The sequence below is a fragment of the Affinundibacterium seohonense genome, from assembly GCF_014284305.1.
Lineage (GTDB): Bacteria > Pseudomonadota > Gammaproteobacteria > Burkholderiales > Burkholderiaceae_D > Undibacterium > Undibacterium seohonense.
Window position 1 is genome coordinate 102,781 of the sequence record NZ_JACOFW010000011.1, and the last position, 22,696, is coordinate 125,476.

Annotated in this window: 11 protein-coding genes; 7 read left to right on the forward strand and 4 right to left on the reverse strand. The window is 47.3% G+C overall.

Going from position 1 to position 22,696, the window contains the following annotated elements; translation table 11 throughout:
- Both H8K52_RS11465 and H8K52_RS11470 read right to left on the reverse strand, forming a co-directional pair.
- Positions 1 to 2,997 carry a bifunctional diguanylate cyclase/phosphodiesterase gene (locus H8K52_RS11465; RefSeq protein ID WP_186923037.1) on the reverse strand — a complete coding sequence of 999 codons (2,997 nt, stop codon included), beginning with the start codon at positions 2,995 to 2,997 and terminating at the stop codon, positions 1 to 3.
- A gap of 186 nt (positions 2,998 to 3,183) precedes the next feature.
- Complete coding sequence (locus H8K52_RS11470) at positions 3,184 to 4,749, reverse strand: B12-binding domain-containing radical SAM protein (protein WP_186923038.1); 1,566 nt, start codon at positions 4,747 to 4,749, stop codon at positions 3,184 to 3,186.
- A 265-nt stretch (positions 4,750 to 5,014) separates the two neighbouring features.
- On the opposite strand from H8K52_RS11470, the gene H8K52_RS11475 reads away from it, so the two are divergent.
- Complete coding sequence (locus tag H8K52_RS11475; RefSeq protein WP_186923039.1) at positions 5,015 to 5,323, forward strand: hypothetical protein; 309 nt, start codon at positions 5,015 to 5,017, stop codon at positions 5,321 to 5,323.
- A 216-nt stretch (positions 5,324 to 5,539) separates the two neighbouring features.
- On the opposite strand, the gene H8K52_RS11480 is transcribed toward H8K52_RS11475, so the two are convergent.
- Complete coding sequence (locus tag H8K52_RS11480; protein WP_246464466.1) at positions 5,540 to 6,505, reverse strand: diguanylate cyclase; 966 nt, start codon at positions 6,503 to 6,505, stop codon at positions 5,540 to 5,542.
- Positions 6,486 to 11,474, reverse strand: coding sequence for a PAS domain-containing protein (locus tag H8K52_RS11485; protein ID WP_186923040.1), 4,989 nt, complete (start codon positions 11,472 to 11,474; stop codon positions 6,486 to 6,488). The genes H8K52_RS11480 and H8K52_RS11485 overlap by 20 nt, the downstream gene beginning before the upstream one ends.
- 284 nt (positions 11,475 to 11,758) lie before the next feature.
- Between H8K52_RS11485 and H8K52_RS11490 the strand changes: the two genes are divergently transcribed.
- The 6 genes from H8K52_RS11490 to H8K52_RS11515 all read left to right on the forward strand — a co-directional run bounded on the left by H8K52_RS11490 (position 11,759) and on the right by H8K52_RS11515 (position 22,673).
- Positions 11,759 to 12,763, forward strand: coding sequence for an adenosine kinase (locus H8K52_RS11490; protein WP_186923041.1), 1,005 nt, complete (start codon positions 11,759 to 11,761; stop codon positions 12,761 to 12,763).
- Between the two features lie 39 nt (positions 12,764 to 12,802).
- Positions 12,803 to 16,462: a bifunctional diguanylate cyclase/phosphodiesterase gene (locus H8K52_RS11495; protein ID WP_186923042.1), complete on the forward strand. Its 3,660-nt coding sequence runs from the start codon at positions 12,803 to 12,805 to the stop codon at positions 16,460 to 16,462.
- A 204-nt stretch (positions 16,463 to 16,666) separates the two neighbouring features.
- Positions 16,667 to 18,304 (forward strand): TldD/PmbA family protein, encoded by a 1,638-nt coding sequence (locus H8K52_RS11500; RefSeq protein WP_186923043.1) that lies wholly within the window; start codon positions 16,667 to 16,669, stop codon positions 18,302 to 18,304.
- 12 nt (positions 18,305 to 18,316) lie between these two features.
- Positions 18,317 to 19,651, forward strand: coding sequence for a TldD/PmbA family protein (locus H8K52_RS11505; RefSeq protein WP_186923044.1), 1,335 nt, complete (start codon positions 18,317 to 18,319; stop codon positions 19,649 to 19,651).
- Positions 19,652 to 19,694: 43 nt separating this feature from the next.
- A complete protein-coding gene (locus H8K52_RS11510) occupies positions 19,695 to 21,332 on the forward strand; it encodes a TldD/PmbA family protein (RefSeq protein WP_186923045.1) in 1,638 nt (545 codons plus the stop codon).
- A 12-nt stretch (positions 21,333 to 21,344) separates the two neighbouring features.
- Positions 21,345 to 22,673, forward strand: coding sequence for a TldD/PmbA family protein (locus H8K52_RS11515; RefSeq protein WP_186923046.1), 1,329 nt, complete (start codon positions 21,345 to 21,347; stop codon positions 22,671 to 22,673).
- The last annotated feature ends 23 nt before the right edge of the window (positions 22,674 to 22,696 follow it).

The window sequence follows — 22,696 nt, forward strand, 5'->3', positions numbered from 1 at the left end:
TTATTCATCGGGATCAGGCGGTGTTAGTAAGAACTGATGATCGCTAGAATCACCTGCCAGTAAGGCGTCTAAGCCTTCAATAGGAATTGGTTTAGAGTATAAATAGCCTTGGAAAGTCAGACAATTGTGTTCGATCAGGAAGCGCCTTTGGGCGACCGTCTCGACACCTTCGGCAATCACATCTAAGCCCAAATTTAAGCCCAATGAAATAATCGCCCGCACGATAGTCGCATCGTTTTCGTCGTCGTTCAGATCGCGGACAAAAGACTGATCGATCTTTAATTGGTTCAAAGGCAGTTTTTGCAAATAGGCCAGTGAAGAATAACCTGTGCCAAAATCATCCATAGAAAAAGCGATACCGAGCTTTTTCAGTTGCTGCATTTTTTCGGTAGTCGCGTCGACGTTATCGAGAATCGTACTTTCGGTCAGTTCGATTTTCAAACGGGTAGGATTGATGTTGTGTAAGCGTACAATTTCGGTCACGGTTTCCACAAAATTACTTTGCTGGAATTGCTTGGCACTGACATTGACCGCCAAGCTTAAATGCGCGGTCTTGGGGTTTCTGCCCCATTTTTTTAATTGATTACATGCGGTTTCCAACACCCAAGTACCAATAGGGATAATCAAGCCGGTTTGTTCGGCCACGGGGATGAATTCTAGTGGCGAGATAAAGCCGCGATCAGGATGTATCCAACGTAATAAGGCTTCCGCACCAATCACATTGCCTTCAGCATCGACTTGGATCTGGTAATACAACTGGAATTGTTCTAAGGCCAAAGCCACCCGCAGATTTGACTCCAACATCATCTTCACCACTAGTACCGCCTGCATCGCTGGGTCAAAGAAACGCACGGCATTGCGCCCAGAAGTTTTGGCTTCATACATAGCGGTATCAGCGCGTTTGAATAGATCTTTGACAGTGACATCGCAGCCTTGGAAAAGGCACACGCCGATACTACCGGCACCATGATGGATGAAGTCAGTGATTTGATATGGCTCGTTCAGAAGCAAACGAATTTTTTCAGCAATGCGATCGGTCTGTATCGCCGCTTCTTCGCGCTGATCACTTAGTGCTTGTAGTACCACCACAAACTCATCACCGCCTAAGCGTGCCACGGTATCGCTCTCACGCACACAGGTTTGTAGCCGTTGGGCCGCCTCGATTAAGAGCAGGTCACCGGCATCATGACCACGAGTGTCATTGAGGGTTTTGAAGTTATCCAAATCGATAAACAGAATAGCGCTATGGGCTTCGTCGCGTTGATTCGCGGCGATGAGATGTTGTAGTCGATCCATTAACAAGCGGCGGTTTGGTAAATGCGTCAGTGGGTCGTAAAACGCCAAATTCAGAATCTCGTCTTCATAGCCTTTGTGGCGACTGATGTCGGTGAATGAACCTATGTAATTGGTGGTCATACCGCTATCATTGGTAATCGCGGTGAGTGTGATGAGTTGTGGATAGACATCACCATTTTTTTTCTCTGCCCACAGTTCTCCTTGCCAATATCGATGCAGCCCCAATCCTTTATCAATACTGGCAAAGAATACGTCGTCTTGTTGCTGATTCACATAACGGGGTAGTGGTTTACCTATCAATTCTTGGGCATCAAAACCGGTGGTACGTGAATATGCTTGATTGATGCGCAAGACATTCCACTGATTATCCGTCACGAAAATTCCCTCTTGTGATTCAAAGGTAATTGCCGCCACTCGCAGATCTTGTTCCGCCGCTTTTCTGTCCGTAATATCGCTGATAAAACAGTGCCACAACGTGCTGCCATCTTCTGGCTCTAATTCCGGCAAGGCATCCAAGAATAACCAACGCATCGTGCCGTCAAGACGATGATGGCGAAATTCCATTTGATAAGGGCTTAAGTGCTTAGTCGCATATTCATGATTTTCCAAAAATGTTTTTTTGTCTGCAGTATGAATGCGCTTCACTAAAATCGAAGCATTTCCACGAATAACTTCAACGCCGATCTCAAACATCGTTTCAATTGCATTGCTGGCATACAGTACTGATGTACTACGATCACGACGAATACGATATTGCATGACAACGCCAGGCAAGCGTGAAGCGACTTTACTGATTCGTTCAAAGGCATCACGTAATTCACTGGTGGCAGCAACACGTTCTGCCTGTAGGGCCGTAATCAATAATGCCGTAATTGAAAGAGTCGCCATGTACAGCCATAAAACGATAGAGCTTTCGACTGGATTGAGTGATTGGAATGGGCCAATACCCTGGTAGGTCGCGAGCGCCGCAACGGTCGAGGAGCCCAGCACGGTGATGGAAGCGAGTAAATTTCCTAATCGAATCGCGGCCCAAATCATCACAGCCACAGCGATAAACGTTAAATGTAAGATGCTGGATTTGGAAAGAAAAATCAACCAATGAGAAATGGCAAAAATGCACAGGAAGATGAAATTTTCCTCGTAGGATTGCCTGAATTTGGGAAAGTGGCTGGACAAGGCGAAGAGGAAAGGTGCAGCTAAAAACACCCCAACAGTATCGCCAGCCCACCAACTCAGCCAGGCGAATTTAAGATCCGGGATATGACCTAATTGCGCCAATACTAGGCAGCCGATACTGGCCGAGATACTCATCCCAATGATGCTTGCGAGGCAAAATTGAAACACATCATCGCGATGTGTAAAGTTAAAAGAAAAATTACGATAGCGCAAATACCAAGCAACACTCCAAGGCCCGAGGCAATTGCCAACCGCGATTGCAAAGGCGGCGTACCAAGAAATTCCCGTGCTGAGGTTGAGCATGAAAGCGGCACCGAAGACCGCCAGATTCATTGAATATCCCCAACCAATCAAAGCGGCAATGGCAATACCGGTTGGCAGCCAGATCAACGTGATGTTGGAAGATATAAAAGGAAACGCCAGTCCTAACTTACCAAATCCGTAGTAACCCAGATACACCAAAAACAGACGCAAGCCTAGGCGAAGACGATTCGAACCTGGTGGAATGAGGGCATTGGTCGGCATGATGCAAGTGTAATTAAACTTAAGATAACCTCTGCATTATGCGCGAAACTTCCAGTAAAAAAACATTCTATCGGGCAAAAATTTGTCATTTTGTGATGATGCTTAAAAAACCCGTTTCTTATGTTGTATTTAATCAGATTGGTATCAGACAAAAACATTGTTGTCGCCGTACCAATCGGTGAACCTTCAACCAGCCAAATGTCGACTTTGCCGTTTAGGTCTAGCCTTATTGTCATTCCCAAGTTCTGTTGGCGAAAGTTTTTTTGCTGAATTCTCGATGACATGCGCGCTGCGTAATACCTCTGGACTTTGTTTATGCTTGGCATCTCCCGCGTAATCTTTACCGATCATGGTCAGGGCTTCTTGCTGTGGCATGCCGCGTTCTTGGCATAACCATTGTGTGACCAAGTTTGCTAGGCGGTCGAGGGCGATTTTATGCGTCGCATCGGTTTTGGCATAAATCCAGTCAGACAGTGCCATGAAATTTTCGAACGGTGCGTCGCCCAGAATCACTGGCAAGGTGTGACTAAAGCGACCGGAGTTGGCGACTAAATCCCAGTAGCGTGCGAAGCGTACGAGTTTTTGCATCTCGGCAAACGGCACATCCTTATTCGCCAAGATTGTATAGGGAGGATAAGGATCAAAACGCATGCTGAAATCTTCGGTATGGCGAATGATGGGTGTACCGCGCAGGCGTTTTAAGATGCCGAATTGGATTTCATGTGGGCCGAGTGCATACAGCTGATTAAAACCAGCGGCAAAGCTGCTGACAGTTTCGCCGGGTAAGCCAGCGATCAGATCGACGTGCAAATGGGCTTTGGAATGTTGACATAGCCATTGAATGTTTTCAGCAGCCTTGGCATTGTCCTGTTTGCGACTGATGCGGCTTTGCACTTCGGGATTAAAACTTTGGATGCCGATTTCGAATTGCAAACTACCATCCGGAAATTTTTGGATGCCCGCTTTGAGCGCGTCCGGCAAATGATCGGGTACCACTTCAAAGTGGGCAAACACTGGGTCATCCGGATTCGCTTCCAGTTTATCGAGGAAGAATTGCATGATCTTTAAGCTGGTCTTGATATTCAGATTAAAGGTGCGGTCGACGAACTTAAACAAGCGGGCGCCACGCGCGTGCAACTTTTCCATTTCTGCTAAGAATCGGTCGATGTCAAAAGGCCAAGCAGTTTTGTCTAAAGCCGATAAACAAAATTCACATTTAAACGGACAACCCCGCGAAGCTTCAACATACAAGGTGCGGGTTTGTATGTCCTTATCGGTGTAATAGTCGTAAGGTAATTGCAAGTCATCGAGTTTGGCTTGTACGCCCGCATGAATTTTCATCAAAGGCTTAGGACCATGCAGAATTTGCTGGCACAGCGCAGCAAAACTAATATCACCCCAGCCGGTGATGACATAGTCTGCTAAGCCAACGATAGTCTGTTCTTGTGTTTCATACGAGACTTCCGGTCCACCTAGCACGATGATAACTTCGGGTGCGACGCGTTTGATTAGTGCAACCAGACGTGTAGTTTCTTCGACATTCCAAATATACACACCAAAACCGATGATCAATTTTTCATCAGCGCGTTGCCAGCTTAATAGGCGCTCTAACAAGTCGGTGGTTTTTGCACCAATGACAAATTCCTGCAAGTGGGTTTGCGCTTGCAACTCTCCCATATTCGCATAGAGATAACGCAATCCCATAGAAGCGTGGGCGTAGCGGGCGTTCAGAGTGGAGAGCAGGATGGTCATAGAAATAGAGAATTTGATGCTGGGAGCTAAGCTTTTGCGGTTCCCGAAAGGCGTCATTGTACGCTGGCCTTAGGCTTCTAGCGCAGTGTGCTGACGAATTCTATGGAATGCATGCTCGCTAGCGAATTTTGCAGCTTTATCCTCGTGTTTTTGCATTTCGTCGCAAGTCGATGGCGAGTGAAAATCGAGATCGCTATAGTTCAACCATCGACACAGGTCGAGACCAGTAAAAAACCCAGCGACATCAACGTTAAGGAGAAATAAAATGAAAACCACATTCGCAAGTAAAGTCCTGTTAGCAACCGTTTCCGTCGTCGCAGCAATGAGCGTTGCTACTGCCTATCAAGCGACGCAAGAGCAAGTTGCGACACCTAAGCAAAAAATTCAGAAAGTGACCATTGCGGCCAAGCGCATGAGTCCAGAAGAAAAATTGATTTTTGATTTGCAATCAACAGGTATGCACACGGTTGTGATCAGCGCGAAGCGTTTAACCGCAGAACAAAAAGTCGCGATGGATGAACAAGACCGCGCTTGGCAAGCGGCTGCAAAAAGCAAAACACCTGCCAAAGGCTGATCGTATGATGCATCAAGTGAAGTGAAGAGTGTGCCAATAAATCGTGCAGTAAAAGTCGTTTGTCAATGATGTAAAGACGTTAGATCCACACTCTTCTTGGCGTGTACAAATCAAAGTTTTTTTTGACCTTTAGTCGTCGCTTTTTCTAGCGATAGGTAGATGAGAAAGTTTTGATTTTTATGTGCTCTTCATCGTCAACAAGTTGCAGTGCCATCCTTAGGCATCGTGTGACAATTCCGCGCCAAAAATTCGATGTCGTCCATGTTCTTTCGCCTTATACAATTGAGTATCGGCGAGATTGATTAATTGATTGGCATTGCCATGTACTTTTTCTGGTTTGCATCCGACTCCAAGACTTACAGTGACAAACGGTGCAACCGAGGATTGGCTGTGTTCGATTTGCAAGCTCGCGATATCTTTTCGTATGGTTTCCGCTAATTGCATAGCCCCAGCAAAGCCCGTATCTGGTAGCAAGCAGACAAATTCTTCACCGCCATAACGCGCAATGTGGTCACTGGCGCGCATCAAACTGGCCTTAAGCGTTTTCGCGACTTTGCGTAAGCAGTCGTCTCCAGCTTGATGACCGTAATGGTCGTTGAAGCGTTTAAAGAAATCGACGTCCATCATGACGACACTGAGCGCAGTCTGATTGCGGATCGCGCGTCCCATTTCCGCATGAATGCGTTCGTCAAAAAAGCGACGATTGTGCACCCCAGTTAAGCCATCCAGATACGCCCAGCTGCGCAGCAAATCGGATTGCGCTTTGAGTGTCAAATGGGTTTTGACTCGCGCTCTGACGATGCGAGGATTAATCGGCTTAGAGATGAAATCCACTGCGCCTAAGTCAAAGCCCTTTTCCTCCGCTGATTCGTCGGTTTGTGCAGTAATAAAAATAACGGGAATATCACGTGTAATTGCATCGGCTTTGAGCCTTTGACAAACCTGATAACCATCCATGTCGGGCATTACCAAATCTAACAACACCATATCAGGTTGTTTGGAGGCGCAAAGCGCGAGTGCTTGGGCGCCATTGGTTGCCATCAGCACCTGATAATCATTGGACAAAATCTGGTACAAGACCTGAATATTGGTCGCTTGATCATCGACTACTAATAAGCGTGGTCGGCTTGGCGAAGGAAAAAAATCTTCGTTTTGATTGATGTTATAGGGATTGAGAATCAATTGCGGAGTTCTCCAAGATTGCAGCGCAGAGTTGTTGCGCCAAGACGAAATCCAAAGTGGTTATCGCGTTTTCTAATGGTGCCAAATGGGCACCGAGTTTACTACGATACGCATTTTGCAATTCGAGGATAGTTTCAGTGGCGGCCATGTCGGCATTGTCGAGTTGCTCGGATAAGTCTAGCAGACGGCGGCGGAATACGAGGGGATCAAAAGCATCGTGCGAGTGATCTACCTCAGATGTCGTTCCTGATGGATATCCAAGTGTCGCCGTAGCGTTGTTCGTGTGCAGATAGTTAGCGAGGGTGGCGAGTTGTAGATCAAACTCGGTAACTAATTGGCAAGTCTGTTCAATCAAGCGGCGGCATTCGCTAATCTGCTGTTGCGCCGCAGCTTGGTTGAACTCTTTCTCAATGCCAGCCAAGGTGTTGGCATGTTGATTTGCCCCTAAAGTGGCAGACAGACCTTTCATCGTATGCAAATGGCGCAAGGTATTATTCAGATTGTCGGGCAAGCTGGAGAGCAATTGTGCCGGAATGAGTTGCAGATCTTTGCGATACATTTCCAGCATCCGCAAGTACAAATCTTGTTTGCCGCCGAGCCGGTTTAAGGCCGGGTAGATATCGATTCCAAGTTGGGCGGCAGTACTACTTAGCTCAGTGTTTTCCCTCGCATTTGCTGCGCTTTGATAGACATTGCCCAAATGATCGCGTGCCGTGTGGCGCAATATCACCTGGACTAAGTCTTGTAAATCAAATGGTTTGCCAATGTGATCGTTGAGGCCGGCAGCCAGACAGGCGGCTTTATCTGATTCCATCACATTGGCAGACATCGCGATGATCGGTAAATGCGCGCGCCCCAATTCGGTACGAATTTTTCTGCTCGCCGTGAAACCGTCCATTACAGGCATTTGCAGATCCATAAGTACCAGATCAAAGGGTAAGCGTTCGTTGGCAACTAATTCGATGGCTTCTAATCCATGATTGGCGATCAAAACAGTGGCGCCTTCTGCTTCCAATAATTCGCGCGCAACTTGTTGATTATTGAGATTATCCTCGACCAATAAAATGCGTAAATTTTGCAAGGTGCGTGCCCCTGCTGGGCCAGATTGCTTGCTTCTGTCGAGTTTACTCAGCAGATGGTCCGCCAGTTTTTTGGTATTGACAGGTTTGACTAAAATTTGATCAAACAGGCGTTGTTCTTTTGGTGACGCGCGTTGAAACAATTCTTGTTCGGTTTCGCGCATCAGTAATAGCATATGTTGCGAGCCTTGTTGGCACTGTTCACTGATCTCGCGAATGATGCCCCAGCCATCGGTTTCTATGCTGTCCCAATCAATTAATACCGCCTGATAATCATGGCGATGCGATTGAAGTATTTGCAAGGCCAATTGACTACTATCGACAAATTCAGGTTCGATGTGCAAGTCTTTGCAGGCACCTTTAATGTGCTCGCGGACAAAAATATTGGCTTCGGCAACTAAGATTGCGACGGATTTCTCTTGCTCTTTGCTATTCTCTAAAGCTGCTTGCGTCTGTGTTGCGATTGGTAAATCGATTGTGAAGTAAAAGCGTGATCCTTTCCCCAGCTCACTTTCTAATTCCAGCTTGCCGCCCATCATATCGACCAAGCCCTGACTAATGGAAATACCCAAGCCGGAGCCGCCAAAGCGTCTGGTGGTGGAGGTTTCTGCTTGTGTAAAACCGGTAAAAATCTTGTCGTGATTTTCCGCTGCGATGCCTATGCCCGTGTCTTTCACTGAGAAGTTGAGCGTCACGGACTCTGCCGTTTGTGCCACAGCACGGATCGACATAATGACTTCACCTTGCTCGGTAAATTTCACAGCATTGCTACCTAAATTAGTGAGAATTTGACGTAAGCGCAAAGCGTCGCCAATCAAGCGATTAGGAATGTGTGGGTCGATGTCATATAAAATATCGACAGGCTTGGTACCAATATTGATTGATAACAAATCTGATAAATCGATGAGTAATTGATCGAGCCTGAATGGATGTGGATCTAAACTCATCTTGCCAGCTTCGACTTTAGAGATATCTAAAATATCGTTGAGTAAATTGAGTAAAGAACGAGCTGCACCTTCGGTCTTGCTGGCATAGTCATTTTGTTGCGGTGTCAGCGCTGTTTTTCGCAACAGACTCAACATACCCAAAATCGCATTCATAGGGGTCCGAATTTCATGGCTCATATTGGCGAGGAATGCCGATTTCGCCTGACTGGCCTCGTCAGCCGCTTGTTTTGCTTGACGCAAGGTTTCTTCGGCGTGGTATTGCAAGGTAATGTCGCGATTAATTCCGGTGACCAAGATGGCTTTGCCGTTCTCGTCGTACTCGACACCGCCAGCAGCTTGGATGTAGCGGATGCCCTGGGTTGGGCTGATAATTCTAAAAATGGGACTATAAACGTGATTGTCTTCTAGCGCAGCTTTTAGTCTTTCTTCGGTCTCGGCAATGTCGTCTGGATGGACTTTTGAACGCCAAAAGTCATATGTTAATTTTTCCAGTCGGTTGGCTTGTGGTATTTCGTAAATTTCATACATACGGTCGTTGAACACGATCTTATTGTTCGCAATATCCCAGCTCCAGATTCCTAGTTGGGCGACTTCGGCAGCTTTGCTCAGTTGGTCGCGTACCGCCAGCAGACGTTGTGTGCTCCTGTGTAATTCGGCTTCTGCAGTTTTACGCTCGGTGATATCCATTTGTGTGCCAGATACCCATTCTGGTTTACCTAATGGGGTATAGGACGACACTCGGCCGCGGGTCAGTACCCAAATCCAATGACCGTCTTTGTGTCGGAGTCGATTCTCGCATTCATAGTAGGTAAGATCATGGGCAAAATGTTTTGCCATGAGCGCTTTCACTCTGCTTAGATCTTCAGGGTGAGTCAGGTCATCCCAGGTTTGTATCGTAGGTGTACCGAGCTCGTTGAGTTCATAGCCAACCTGATCCGCCCAGCGTTCATTCAGTCGCATTTCACCGGTCTCTATGTTCCATTCCCAGGTGCCGACGTTGGTTCCTTCAATAATATGCGCGAGTGCTGATCGTTGGTTTGCCAGGCGACTGGCGGCCTTTTTGCTGGCGGTAATATCAGTACGGATAGAAATGAATTTTTCAATGTGACCATCGGCACTTTTGAACGGTGCAATGAAGGTGTCTACCCAATATAAATTGCCGTTCTTGGTGCGGTTGCAGACTTCGCCACGCCAAGGTGTACCCGAAGAAATCGTGCGCCACATAGTCGATAGAAAATCTGGCGATTGAACACCGGTCGCAACAATTTTGTGATTACCTTCTAAAATTTCTTCACGGCTATAGCCACTGATGCGGCAGTATGCCTGATTGACATCGATAATCTTTCCTGCGCCATTGGCAATAGACACAATGGCATGCATGTTGAGGGTACTGAGCAGAGCATCGCTGTCACGCAAGGCGGCCTGCAGCTTTTGTGCCGCCATTTTGCTCTCGGTGATATCGGTACAGATGGCAATATATTTTTCTATCACCCCATGAATATTTTTGAACGGGGCAATAAAGGTGTCTACCCAATAGAGGGAGCCATCGCGCGCTCGGTTACAGACCGCGCCTCGCCACGGTGTGCCGGTCGAAATGTTTTCCCAGATATCGCTCCAAAATTGGCTGGGTTGTTCTTTCGAGCTGATAATTCTATGGTTTTGCCCCAATAAATTTTCACGTGTGTAGCCACTGATTCTGCAAAACGCATCGTTCACGTCGAGAATACAACCACTGGCATCAGTGACCGAGACGATTGCATGCATATTTAAGGTGCTGAGCAGAGCTTCATTATCCCTTACCGCGGCGTCCAATTGCTTTTGAATTTGTTCACTGATGCCCAGTTGGATTTTTAATAATGAAGCCAATAACGCACTGATCAAACTCATGGCGAAGAAAAAAGCTATCGGTGTCGTACGATGCAGCTTTGCTTCAAATATCGCAGTACTAGCGATCACCAATTTAAAATTATGTCTATGTAAAGTGATTGTGCGGGTAGTCGTGAACATCGCGTTTCGCAATACTTGCGTGCTCGTCGGGGTTTGGCTGGCGTCGGCAGGGTTTACGTCCTTCGCGCCGGGTGCGACGTTAGCACTAAAGTATTTTGTCGTATCGACATTACCGTAGCCTTCAGTATTGTTTAATTCGAATTGCACGATATCCTGATCGATATCGGCGATGGAGGACAATAAATCATTGACCAAAATAGGTGTATATACCAAGCCCAGCACAGCTTGTTGCCGGTTAGCGGGCGTCCCGTGGGACAGTCCTTTTTTAAAAATGGGAACAAAAAGTAGAACACTGGCCTTTTTTTCAGTTTTTGGCGGTGCATAAATCAGGGGGCTCATACTAGGTAAGCCAGAATTAATGGCTTCGTTTATTGCCTCCAGGCGGCGCCGGTCAGATCCAAAATCGGTCCCCGCGACAAAATGATTGGTGAACGGAGATTCAAAATATTTGGCGATGTAGCGCATGTTTCCGGGATTGTCGCCAAACTCTTGAAACGTAATCGCCCCATTCCCCGTCGCTTTTTGTCGCTGTATATAGGAGTCCAAATCCGCTTTGGGAACTTGTTCGACATAGCCAAAACCACGCAGTCCTGGGTACTCTTCTGTTAGATTGTGGGTGAGTATGCCATCACGAAACTCGCTCGAGCTCAAATGCTGATTGATGCCAAACAGACTTTTGATGCCATTAAGACCATAGACCGGGATGGTAAAGCGTTGCTGAATTTCATTGACGACGCGTTCACTGCGGCTTTGAAACTCTCTTTCGAGTTTGTTTTTTTCGTTATGATTGAGCCACCAGGTGCCTGCAGTAGCAAAGCACATGCCCAGAATGAAGATGGCGGTGGGGAGATACCGAGGTAGCAGCCACCGCTGTGAGAGCCAGAATTTCTTCACGAAAGACAGTCCATGCGTAGCAAAGCGATTGACGGTTTTCAAGTATCGCGGTCTTTTGATATTGCCGTCAATCAAATATTTCTTTGGGGAAGCTTATAATTGCGCGAAAATGCAACATTCTGCGGACTTAGGCTGCTTTATTGACGTTTCCTTGATCTGAACACGTGTCATAGCCAATTTCGAATTTCTCATGGAAATATCGACATTTGTTTAACCTAGGCGACGAATTCACAAATCGTACCGACACGTCTTATTTGCTCTATCTAGTTATACCAAGCAATACTAATATGCACCTTCCACTATTTATCATCTAATTTAAAACACTTATGAGCACAAAATACGCGATTTACGGTCTAGGCGCTGCCTTAGTCGATACAGAAATTACTTTGCATGATGCCGACTTGCAAAATATGAAGGTCGATAAAGGCGTAATGACCTTGGTTGATGAAGCTAGGCAGACTGAATTGATTGCCGCGCTTGAGCATCATCTGATTGCTTCAAAGCGCGCCAGTGGCGGCTCAGCGGCAAATACCATTATCGCCGCCAGTTATTTCGGCTGCCAAAATTTTTACTCTTGTAAAGTGGCGAACGATGAAAACGGTGCATTCTATTTAGACGACTTGAGAGCCGCTGGCGTTGCCACACCATCACATATTGTTCCGCCAGATGGTATTACCGGTAAGTGTTTGGTGATGGTTACCCCGGATGCCGAGCGCACCATGAATACCTTTTTGGGTATCAGTGGTGAATTAAGTGTTAGCGAAATCGATTTTGATGCGCTAAAAACTTCCCAATTTGCCTACATTGAAGGCTATCTGGTGACGTCGCCAACAGGTCGGGCAGCCGCGATCCAATTGCGTGAACGAGCGCAACAACATGGAACTCAGGTGGCGATTAGCTTGTCAGATCCGGCTATGGTGCAATTTTTCCGCGATGGGTTGTTGGAAATGATCGGTGACGGTCTCGATTTGATTTTTTGCAATCGCGACGAAGCCATCGGTTTTACCCAAGCCGACAATTTTGAGCAAGCTTGTGAACGTTTGAAGCAATACGCGAAGAAGTTTGCGATTACTTGTGGTGCTGATGGTGCCTTGGTTTTTGACGGTGAACAAAGCCACCAAGTTGCGGCACCGAAAGTCATGGCGATTGATACGAATGGTGCCGGCGATATGTTTGCTGGTGCATTTTTATATTGTATTCATCAAGGAATGGATTTTGTGCGAGCTGCAGAGTTCGCCAATCTTGCCGCGGCAACGGTCGTGACGCAGTACGGCCCACGTTTACAAGCACAGCAATATCAGGGGCTGAAAAATCAATTTTTCGGCGAGTAGACTTTTTCTTTTTTTGAAACTAAGCAAATTGCGTTGGACATGCTGACTTCTTTTTCTAATCGAATCACCGGATACTTTGCCGCCGTGCTAGTGGCGGCTTTGGGTATCCTGTTTTTCCTTTGGTATGTTGGTATGCCTTCCGTCGGTCTGATTGGTGCGCGTGAAGCACGTTTGGCAAATGCTATCGCGCAATTAGAGATGCAAGCCGATTTGCAAAGAAATTTGATTATTGCAGATCTGCATGATGCAAGCGCCAATATGCTATTTATGGCGGAAAGCGAAGAACTTAAGCAAGCCTTGTCGGGATCACCCGAAAAATTGCACAGCGCTTTAGACAAAAAATACCAAAGTTTACAAAGAGCGCATGAGGGACGTTACTCCGCGCTCTTTGTCGTGGACATGACAAACCGAGGTCTGCTTGCCAGCGCCGCCCAAAGGCATAGCGAGCGCCATTCGGTGAGTCATTTATCGAAATTGATTGCTGTTCTCAACCATCAACCGCAGATTATTAATTGGACTGATGCCCAGGGACAACCGATCTTACTGGTCACCCATCCTTTGACACTGGCAGATGAAGACGGATCGAAAAATTCGCAGATCATGTTGGTTGGCCTCTTGGACGTTGAATTGTTTTTGAAAAACAGATTTTCTTTGGACCAAGAAATCATCCAGCGTGTTGGTACCACCATGCTGTTTGATGCCAATGCGAATTTAGTGAGCAGTTTCCCCAAGGTCGCTAATAAACCGCCATTATTTATTTTGAACAAAAAAATTCTGGGTGGGTTTGATGGTAGCTTGTCGCAGAAAAATTTGGCAGGGGATGAATTGGTCGCGGTATATCGCAACGTCACTCTCAGCGCAACTCAGGTTTGGACGATGGTACACGTGGTGGCCAAAGGGGAGCTATTGTCTGGCCTGACACAGAGCGTTAATTTTTTGCTTATTGCCGGTGCTCTGATTACCTTAGTTGCCTTGAGTCTGATTCGTATTGTGGCTCATCGTCTGACTTTGCCTTTAGAAAATTTAGCGCGTACGGCAACCCAGTTAGGACAAGGTGATTTGGATGTACGGGCGAACCTGCAAGTCGATGAGGTACGAGAAATTCGCGTCTTGAGTCTGGCGTTTAATGGGATGGCCGATGCGGTGCAAAATGCGCAAGAGTCCTTGGAAGAAAAGATACAACAGCGCACCGAAGAATTGGCACGTTCTGAAAGCCGTCACCTGACTTTATTTAATGCTACAGCCAGTGCGGTTGTGGTGTTAGATCCGTATCAAATTATTGACGTCAATCCTGCCGCCGTTGAATTATTCGGTGCTCGTGATATTGCTGAGTTGTTGCATAGGCATCCTAGCGAATTGTCTCCACCGCTGCAAAGCAATGGCATGGATTCTCGTGTCTTGGTGAATCAATATATACAATCTACTCAGCAACTTGGCCATTTTGCCTTTGAATGGACGCATAAGCGCTTAGATGATGGTATCTGCTTTGACGCTGAAGTTTTACTCAATCGGGTGGAGCTGGAAGGTCAGCATTTTATTCAAGGCAGTGTGCGGGACATCTCGGCCAGAAAGCGTGCCGAAGCCGCCTTGCATGCCAGTGAAGAGCGTCATCGAACTTTGGTCGAATGGTCGCCAGAAGGGATCAATGTTCATCGTAAGGGCAAGCTGATTTACGTGAACGCCTCAGCTATACGAATGCTGGGGGCAAAGTCCGCAAGTGAATTGATCGGACGCCCCATTCTCGACATCGTCCATCCGGCTTTTCATCATTTGAATAGTACGACGATCAAAAGCATTCACGATGCTGATGTGCATAATGAGACTTACGAAATTCAATTTTTGCGAGTTGACGGGCGCCCAATTGATGTGGTGGCGCAAGGTGCTCTGATCGATTTTGACGGTGCCCCATCGGTCTACGTGGCGTGGCATGATGTGACAGAAAGTAAACGTCATGCCGAATCCCAAAGAATTGCCGCGACTGCCTTTGAGTCACAAGAAGGTATGTTTGTGACCGACGCTGCCTGGAATATTCTGCGGACGAATCAGTCCTTTAGTCACATCACTGGCTACAGCGCTGATCAATTGATTGGTAAGCCGCCGAATTTTTTTAACGAGTATTTTAAGGGCGAGGAAAATTTCAGTGCCATGATGGCGAGTATTGCAGAACGCGGGTCCTGGCAAGGCGAAGTCGTAGAGCGACGCCGAGACGGTACCGAATTCGCCGCGTGGATTAATATTTCGAGCGTCACCGACGAATTTGGTGTCATTACGCATTATGTTGCGACTTTTAACGACATCACTCTGCGTAAGGCTGCCGAAGATGAAATTCGGAATCTGGCATTTTTTGATCCGCTGACACAATTACCAAATCGTCGTTTATTAATGGATAGGCTGGAGCAAGCCTTAGCATCTGGAAGTCGGCACGATCGCAAAGGCGCTTTACTATTTATTGATCTAGATAATTTTAAAACACTGAACGATACCTTGGGTCACGACCATGGCGACTTATTGCTACAGCAAGTGGCTGAGCGGTTACATCGCTGCACCCGCGAAGGTGATACGGTCGCCCGACTGGGTGGTGATGAATTCGTCGTGATGCTGGAAAATCTGGAAGAAAATGCCTTCGATGCTGCCAATCAAGCAGAGACCGTAGCAATTAAAATTCTTTCGGAATTGAATCAAACCTATTGGCTAGGCGTCAATGAACACCATAGTTCGCCCAGCATCGGTGTCACCCTGTTCGGTGAAAAATCAGAAACCATCGCCGAGCCGTTGAAGCGCGCTGATCTAGCAATGTATCAGGCTAAAGCCGCTGGCCGTAACACCATACGTTTTTTCGACCCCAAGATGCAAGTTTTGGTCTCGCAGCGGGCACAGTTGGAGGAAGATTTACGCGATGCCATGCTCAACGATCAGTTTGAACTGTATTATCAACCGCAGTTTTCTGATGAAGGACGTTTGTTTGCGGCCGAAGTCTTGATTCGCTGGCACCATCCAAAACGTGGCATGATTTCTCCCGCAGAGTTTATCCCGCTAGCAGAAGAAACTGGCCTGATTACTATTCTCGGCTATTGGGTTTTATACACAGCCGCCAATCAATTAGCCTCATGGGAAAATCGTCCAGAATTTGCCGATTTAACGATTGCTGTCAATGTCAGCCCTAGCCAGTTTCATCAAAAGAATTTTGTGGAACAAGTGCTAGATGCCTTGAATCTCAGCGGCGCGAATGCGCATCGTTTGAAACTCGAATTGACCGAAGGTTTCTCGATTTCTAATATTGAAGATGTGATCGCCAAAATGAGTGCCTTAAAAACCCGTGGTGTGGGATTTTCACTGGATGATTTTGGCACTGGCTACTCATCCCTCTCCTATTTAAAACGGTTGCCGCTAGATCAATTAAAGATCGATCAAAGCTTCGTTCGCGATATCTTGATCGATCCCAATGATGCGGCTATTTCCAAAATGGTGATCGTGCTGGCAGAAAGCTTAGGCTTGTCTGTGATCGCAGAAGGGGTAGAAACTCTCGCCCAGAAAGCCTTCCTAGAAGAGCAAGGATGCCGAGCTTATCAAGGTTACTTATACAGCAAACCTCTGCCGCTGGCGAAGTTTGAAGAATTCGCTATCCAAGCCTACAAGTTTTCCAATTCGATATTCGACGAGAAGGGTCAAGTCACCCTTCCTAGCATGCCTAGCGCATGATACTTTGAACTTATTGGTTCAACTTTAGTCCTATTCTTCTTTGATAAAGACTTGTGGATAAGCAGATCCTAGGGTCATGATGGCGGTAGTGCAAGAATGCACGGCGTTCGGTCATTTTGCATTGCAAATCATTTTCATTGCGTGCACGATTAAGAATCTAATTTTGCATGGATTATTTTCAGCATAACAATAAGCGGAGACGATATGGACAGACGTGACTTTTTAAGTTTGGGCGGCGTAGCACTGGGTACTTTATTGATGCCAGCCTATGGACGCGCAATTACTGCGGATGAATTACTCAAACCAGTTTCCACGCAATTTCGTAAGACTCTGGCAGATGTCGCACTCAATGCTGCCACCAGTGCGGGTGCCAGCTATTGCGACGTTAGGATAGGTCGCTATCTGAATCAGTTTATTTCCACCCGAGATTTGAATGTTGAGAACGTCGCCAATACCGAATCGGCGGGTGTCGGCATCCGCGTGATTGCCAATGGCGCTTACGGTTTTGCTGCCACCAATGATATGTCGCCAGACAGTATCGCAGTCGCCGCACGTCAGGCCGTTGCGATTGCTCAAGCCAATGCGAAATTACAGACTGAGCCAGTGCGATTAGCGGCAGTCAAAGGCGTAGGCGAAGTGAGCTGGGCGACGCCGATTAAAAAAGATTGGCGCACCGTGCCAATTAAAGACAAGGTTGAATTATTACTGGCAGCGAATAAGGCCGGTATGGATGCTGGTGCTAGTTTCATGCAATCGGTGATGTTCCAAGTTAATCAGCAAAAATACTTTGCCTCTACCGATGGATCGTATATCGATCAAGATGTGCATCGTTTCTGGATGCCCTTGAGCGCCACCGCAGTCGATACCAAGACCAATAAATTCCGTTCACGTCAGGGCTTATCAGCTCCAGTCGGTATGGGATACGAATATTTGGATGCGCGTCCGGAAGATAAAGTCAAAGCAGCTGGCGGCGTCGCCACTTTGTACAAAAACTCTTATGACCTGATTGCCGATGCCCGTGCTTGCGGCGCTAGTGCCAAACAAAAACTGACTGCCAAGTCGGTCGTACCAGGCAAATATGATCTGGTGCTCAGCCCTGAACATATGTGGTTGACCATCCATGAATCAGTAGGACATCCAACCGAATTGGATAGGGTGTTAGGCTATGAGGCCAACTTCGCTGGTACCAGTTTTGCGACCATCGATAAATGGGAAAGCAAGAAATTCAAGTACGGTTCTAATATCGTTAACATCGTCGCTGACAAAGTGGTGCCGGGTTCTCTGGGTGCGGTCGGTTACGATGACGAAGGCGTGGCATGTAAGCAGTGGGACATTATTAAAGACGGTATCTTGGTGAACTACCAAGCGACCCGTGATCAAGTGCATATGCTAGGGCAAACCGAGTCACATGGTTGTTCCTATGCAGACAATTGGAGTAGCGTGCAATTCCAACGCATGCCGAATATTTCGCTGGCACCAGGCAAAAAACGCATGACGCCAGATGAGATGGTGAAGGATGTGAAAAAAGGTATTTACATTGTTGGTGATGGCTCGTTCTCGATTGATCAACAGCGCTTTAATTTCCAGTTTGGCGGCCAGATGTTCTTTGAAATTAAGAACGGCAAGATCGGTGAGCAACTAGAAGATGTCGCCTACCAATCGAATACCCAAGAGTTTTGGAATGCTTGCAGCGCGACTTGCGATGAACGCGATTGGCGACTTGGTGGCTCCTTCTTCGATGGTAAAGGTCAGCCGAGTCAGTCCAGTGCCGTTTCACACGGATCGAGTACGACCCGCTTTAACGGCATTAATGTGATCAACACTGCGCGTAAGATCGCTTAAGGAGGCCGAATCATGAAACAACTCAGTCAAGAAGAAGTCAAAAGCATCTGCGATAAAGTGATGTCGTTTTCCAAAGCCGATGAATGTAATGTGCAATTAGGTGGTGGTAGCACGGGCAACATCCGTTTCGCCCGTAATGCCGTCTCGACCTCCGGCGTGATTAACGATACGCAATTAGTGGTGTCAGTCGCATTTGGTAAAAAACAGGGTATCGCGACCATCAATGAATTTGATGATCAATCGCTGGAGAAAGTGGTTCGTCGTGCCGAAGATTTGGCGCGCCTCGCCCCCGAAAATCCTGAGTTTATGCCAGCGGTGGCGAAACAGGCTTTTCAAGCATCACCAACCTTTCATCAAAAAACGTCGGATATCGATCCGAGTTTTCGGGCTGAGGTTGCGGCCTATACCATTGAAGCCTGCCGCAAAAACAATCTAGTCGCTGCAGGTTTTTTTACCAACAGTAATTCCTTCAGCAGTATCGCCAATTCCAACGGTGTCTTTGGTTACCAACGTGAAACCGGACTCGATTTTACTTGCACCGTACGCACCGATGATGGACGTGGCTCTGGCTGGATCAAACGCTCTATCAGTGATGCTGGACGTTTTGATGTGCGTGAAGCGATTGATGTGGCGATGGAAAAAGCTAAGCGGTCTTTGAATGCCAAAGCCTTGGAACCGGGTCGTTATACCGTGATTCTCGAACCAGCAGCAACCTCGGATTTGATCGGCAATATGCTAGGCGGCTTTGATGCTCGCCAAGCCGATGAAGGACGGAGTTTCTTGTCCAAAAAAGGTGGCGGCAATCGTCTTGGCGAAAAGCTCTTTGATGAACAGGTCAATGTGTGGGCCGATCCTTGGCATCCTGAAGTTGGCGTGCTGCCATGGGATAACGCGATGTTAGCGCGTGAACGTACCGAGGTCATCAAGAATGGTCGCGTCAACTCTTTGGAATACTCCCGCTATTGGGCGCAAAAGCAAAAAGTCGGCGCACGTGCCAGCCACGGCAACATGATCATGGCAGGTACCAATAAAACCACTGCCGAACTGATTGCCAACACCAAAAAAGGCGTGTTAGTCACGCGCACTTGGTATATCCGTATGGTCGATCCGCAGTCAGTCTTGCTGACCGGCTTAACCCGCGATGGCACCTTCTACATTGAAAACGGCAAGATCATGTATCCGATCAAGAATTTCCGCTTCAATGAAAGTCCAGTGACGATGTTGAACAACATCGAAGAAATCGGTAAGCCAGTCGTGATCGCAGGAGATGAAGTTCCTTACCAAATGTTGATTCCACCAATGAAAGTGCGAGATTTTAATTTCACGTCCTTATCGGATGCCGTGTAATTTAAGCGGCACTTTTTGGTAAAAATTAAGTTCAGGAGCCGTCATGGAACGTCGAGAATTTTTAAAAATAGCGGGTATCGCGTCCGCAGGTTTAGTGATACCTGTCTACGGACACGCGATCAGTGTTGATGAATTGATCAATCCAGTTGCCAAGGGATTTAAAAAATCGCTGGCGGATGCAGCGATGAATGCGGCAACCCAAGCGGGCGCCAGTTACTGTGACGTCAGAATAGGTCGTTACGTCAATCAATTTATAACCACGCGCGATACACGAGTTGAAAACATCGTAAACAGCGAATCGATGGGTGTTGGGGTACGCGTGATTGCTGGCGGTGCGTATGGCTTTGCCTCGACCAACGACTTATCAGTCGATGCGGTGGCAGCGATGGCACGACAAGCCGTGGCAATTGCGAAAGCCAATGCCCGCTTGCAAAGCGAACCAGTACGTCTGGCACCAGTGAAAGGCGTTGGCGAAGTGACGTGGGCCACGCCATTCACCAAAGACTGGCGCAATGTTCCGGTGAAAGAAAAAACGGAAATGCTGATTGCCGCTAATCGTGCTGGTCTGGAAGCGGGCGCTAATTTTATGCAATCCAATTTATTCCAAGTCAATCAAGAGAAATATTTTGCCTCCACTGATGGCTCCTACATCGATCAGGACATCCATCGACTATGGGCACCAATGACCGCGACAGCGGTTGATAAAGCGACGAATAAATTCCGCACCCGCGAGAGCTTATCGTCTCCGGTTGGTATGGGTTTTGAATTTTTTGATGCCCATGCCAAAGATAAAGTAAAAGCGGCAGGAGGTGTAGCGACCTTGTACAAACATTCTTTGGATGTAATCGAAGAAGCGCGTGAAGCGGGACGTCAGGCGCGCGAAAAATTATCGGCAAAATCGGTAGAGCCAGGGAAGTACGATCTGGTGTTAAGTCCGGATCATTTGTTCTTGACGATACACGAATCGGTAGGCCATCCGACGGAATTAGACCGGGTACTCGGCTATGAAGCTAATTACGCGGGAACCAGCTTTGCTACTTTGGATAAATGGCGGACTAAGAAGTTTAGATTCGGTTCTGATCGCGTGAATTTCTTCGCTGATAAAACGACGCCACAATCACTCGGTGCGGTGGCTTACGATGATGAAGGTGTCGCTTGTAAATCTTGGGACATCATCAAAGATGGCGTCTTGGTCAATTATCAGGCGACCCGCGATCAAGCGCATATCATTGATGAGAAAGAATCACATGGATGCTCTTATGCCGACAGTTGGAGCAGCGTGCAATTTCAACGTATGCCGAATGTGTCATTGGCGGCTGGTAAAGCCCCGCTGACGCCAGACGAGATGGTCAAGGATGTGAAGAAAGGCATCTATATTTTAGGTCGCGGTTCTTACTCTATCGATCAGCAGCGTTATAACTTCCAGTTTGGTGGACAGCTGTTCTACGAGATCAAAAATGGCAAGATCATCGGCCCAGTCGAAGACGTTGCTTATCAATCAAATACCCAAGAATTTTGGAATAGCTGTAGCGCGATTTGCGATGAGAGCGATTGGCGCATGGGTGGTTCCTTCTTCGATGGAAAAGGACAGCCAAGTCAGGTCAGTGCCGTCTCGCACGGCTCCAGTACGACTCGCTTTAATGCCATCAATGTCATCAACACAGCACGTAAAATTGGATAAGAAGGAAATCAAATGAAAAAAATGACCCAAGACGAAGCCAAGCGTATCTGTGACAAAGTCATGAGCTTTTCAAAAGCAGACGAATGCCGTGTGGTGATACAAGGTAGTCGCGCTGGCAATATTCGTTACGCACAAAATAGTGTATCGACCGCTGGTTTGAATCAAGATACCCAATTATCGGTGAGTGTGGCTTTTGGCAAGCGCCAAGGCACGGCTAGCATCAATGAATTTGACGATAAATCTTTAGAAAAAGTGGTTCGTCGAGCTGAAGACATTGCCCGTCTCGCACCAGAAAATCCAGAATTTATGCCTGCAGTTGGTAAGCAAGAATTTAAAGCGACGCCAACTTATTTTGAAGCAACTGCAGCGATTGATCCTGAGTATCGCGCCGAGCTGGCCTCGCAAAGCATACAGTTGGCGAAGAAAAATAAACTAGTCGCAGCAGGTTTTTTTCTCGATACGCTGGGCTTTGAAGTCATCGCCAATTCGAATGGAGTATTCGGTTATCAGGAATCATCGAATCTAAGTTTTAGTTGTACCGCTCGTACCGAAGACGGTCGCGGCTCTGGTTGGGTGACGCGTTCTGCCAACGACGTCCGCTTGTTTGACCCGCGTGAAGCCTCCGAAGTCGCGATCGAAAAAGCCATGAAATCGGTCGATGCCAAGGCACTGGAACCAGGTCGCTATACGGTGGTGTTAGAGCCAGCAGCGTCTTCGGATATTTTGAACTTCATGTTCAATGCCTTCGATGCTCGTCAGGCTGATGAAGGACGAAGTTTCCTATCGAAAAAAGGCGGCGGCAATCGCCTCGGCGAAAAAATGTTCGATGAACAGGTGAATATCTGGGCTGATCCATGGAATGCTGATGCTCCGGTGAATCCTTGGGACAGCGGGTCTATGCAAGCTAGGGAAGTCGCCCCCATGGTCAAGGACGGCAAGATCGCTTCATTGCAGTATTCGAATTTTTGGGCGAAGAAGCAAGGTGTGCCGCAAAAAGCACGGCATGGCAATACTATTATGGCGGGCGGCAGTAAGTCCACCGAAGAGCTGATTGCCTCGACCAAAAAAGGTATTTTAGTCACTCGCACTTGGTACATCCGTTCGGTTGATCCTCAGTCCTTATTAGTCACTGGCTTGACTCGCGACGGCACTTTCTACATCGAGAATGGCAAGATCAAACATCCGATCAAAAACTTCCGTTTCAATGAAAGTCCAGTGACGATGTTAAACAATATTGACGACCTTGGTAAGACACAGGTGTTTGGCGATGGCCGCAAGTCCGTGGTGCCAGCGATGAAACTGCGCGACTTTAACTTTACGTCGTTATCGGATGCGGTGTAGTCGGTTTTTATGCATGTGGTGAT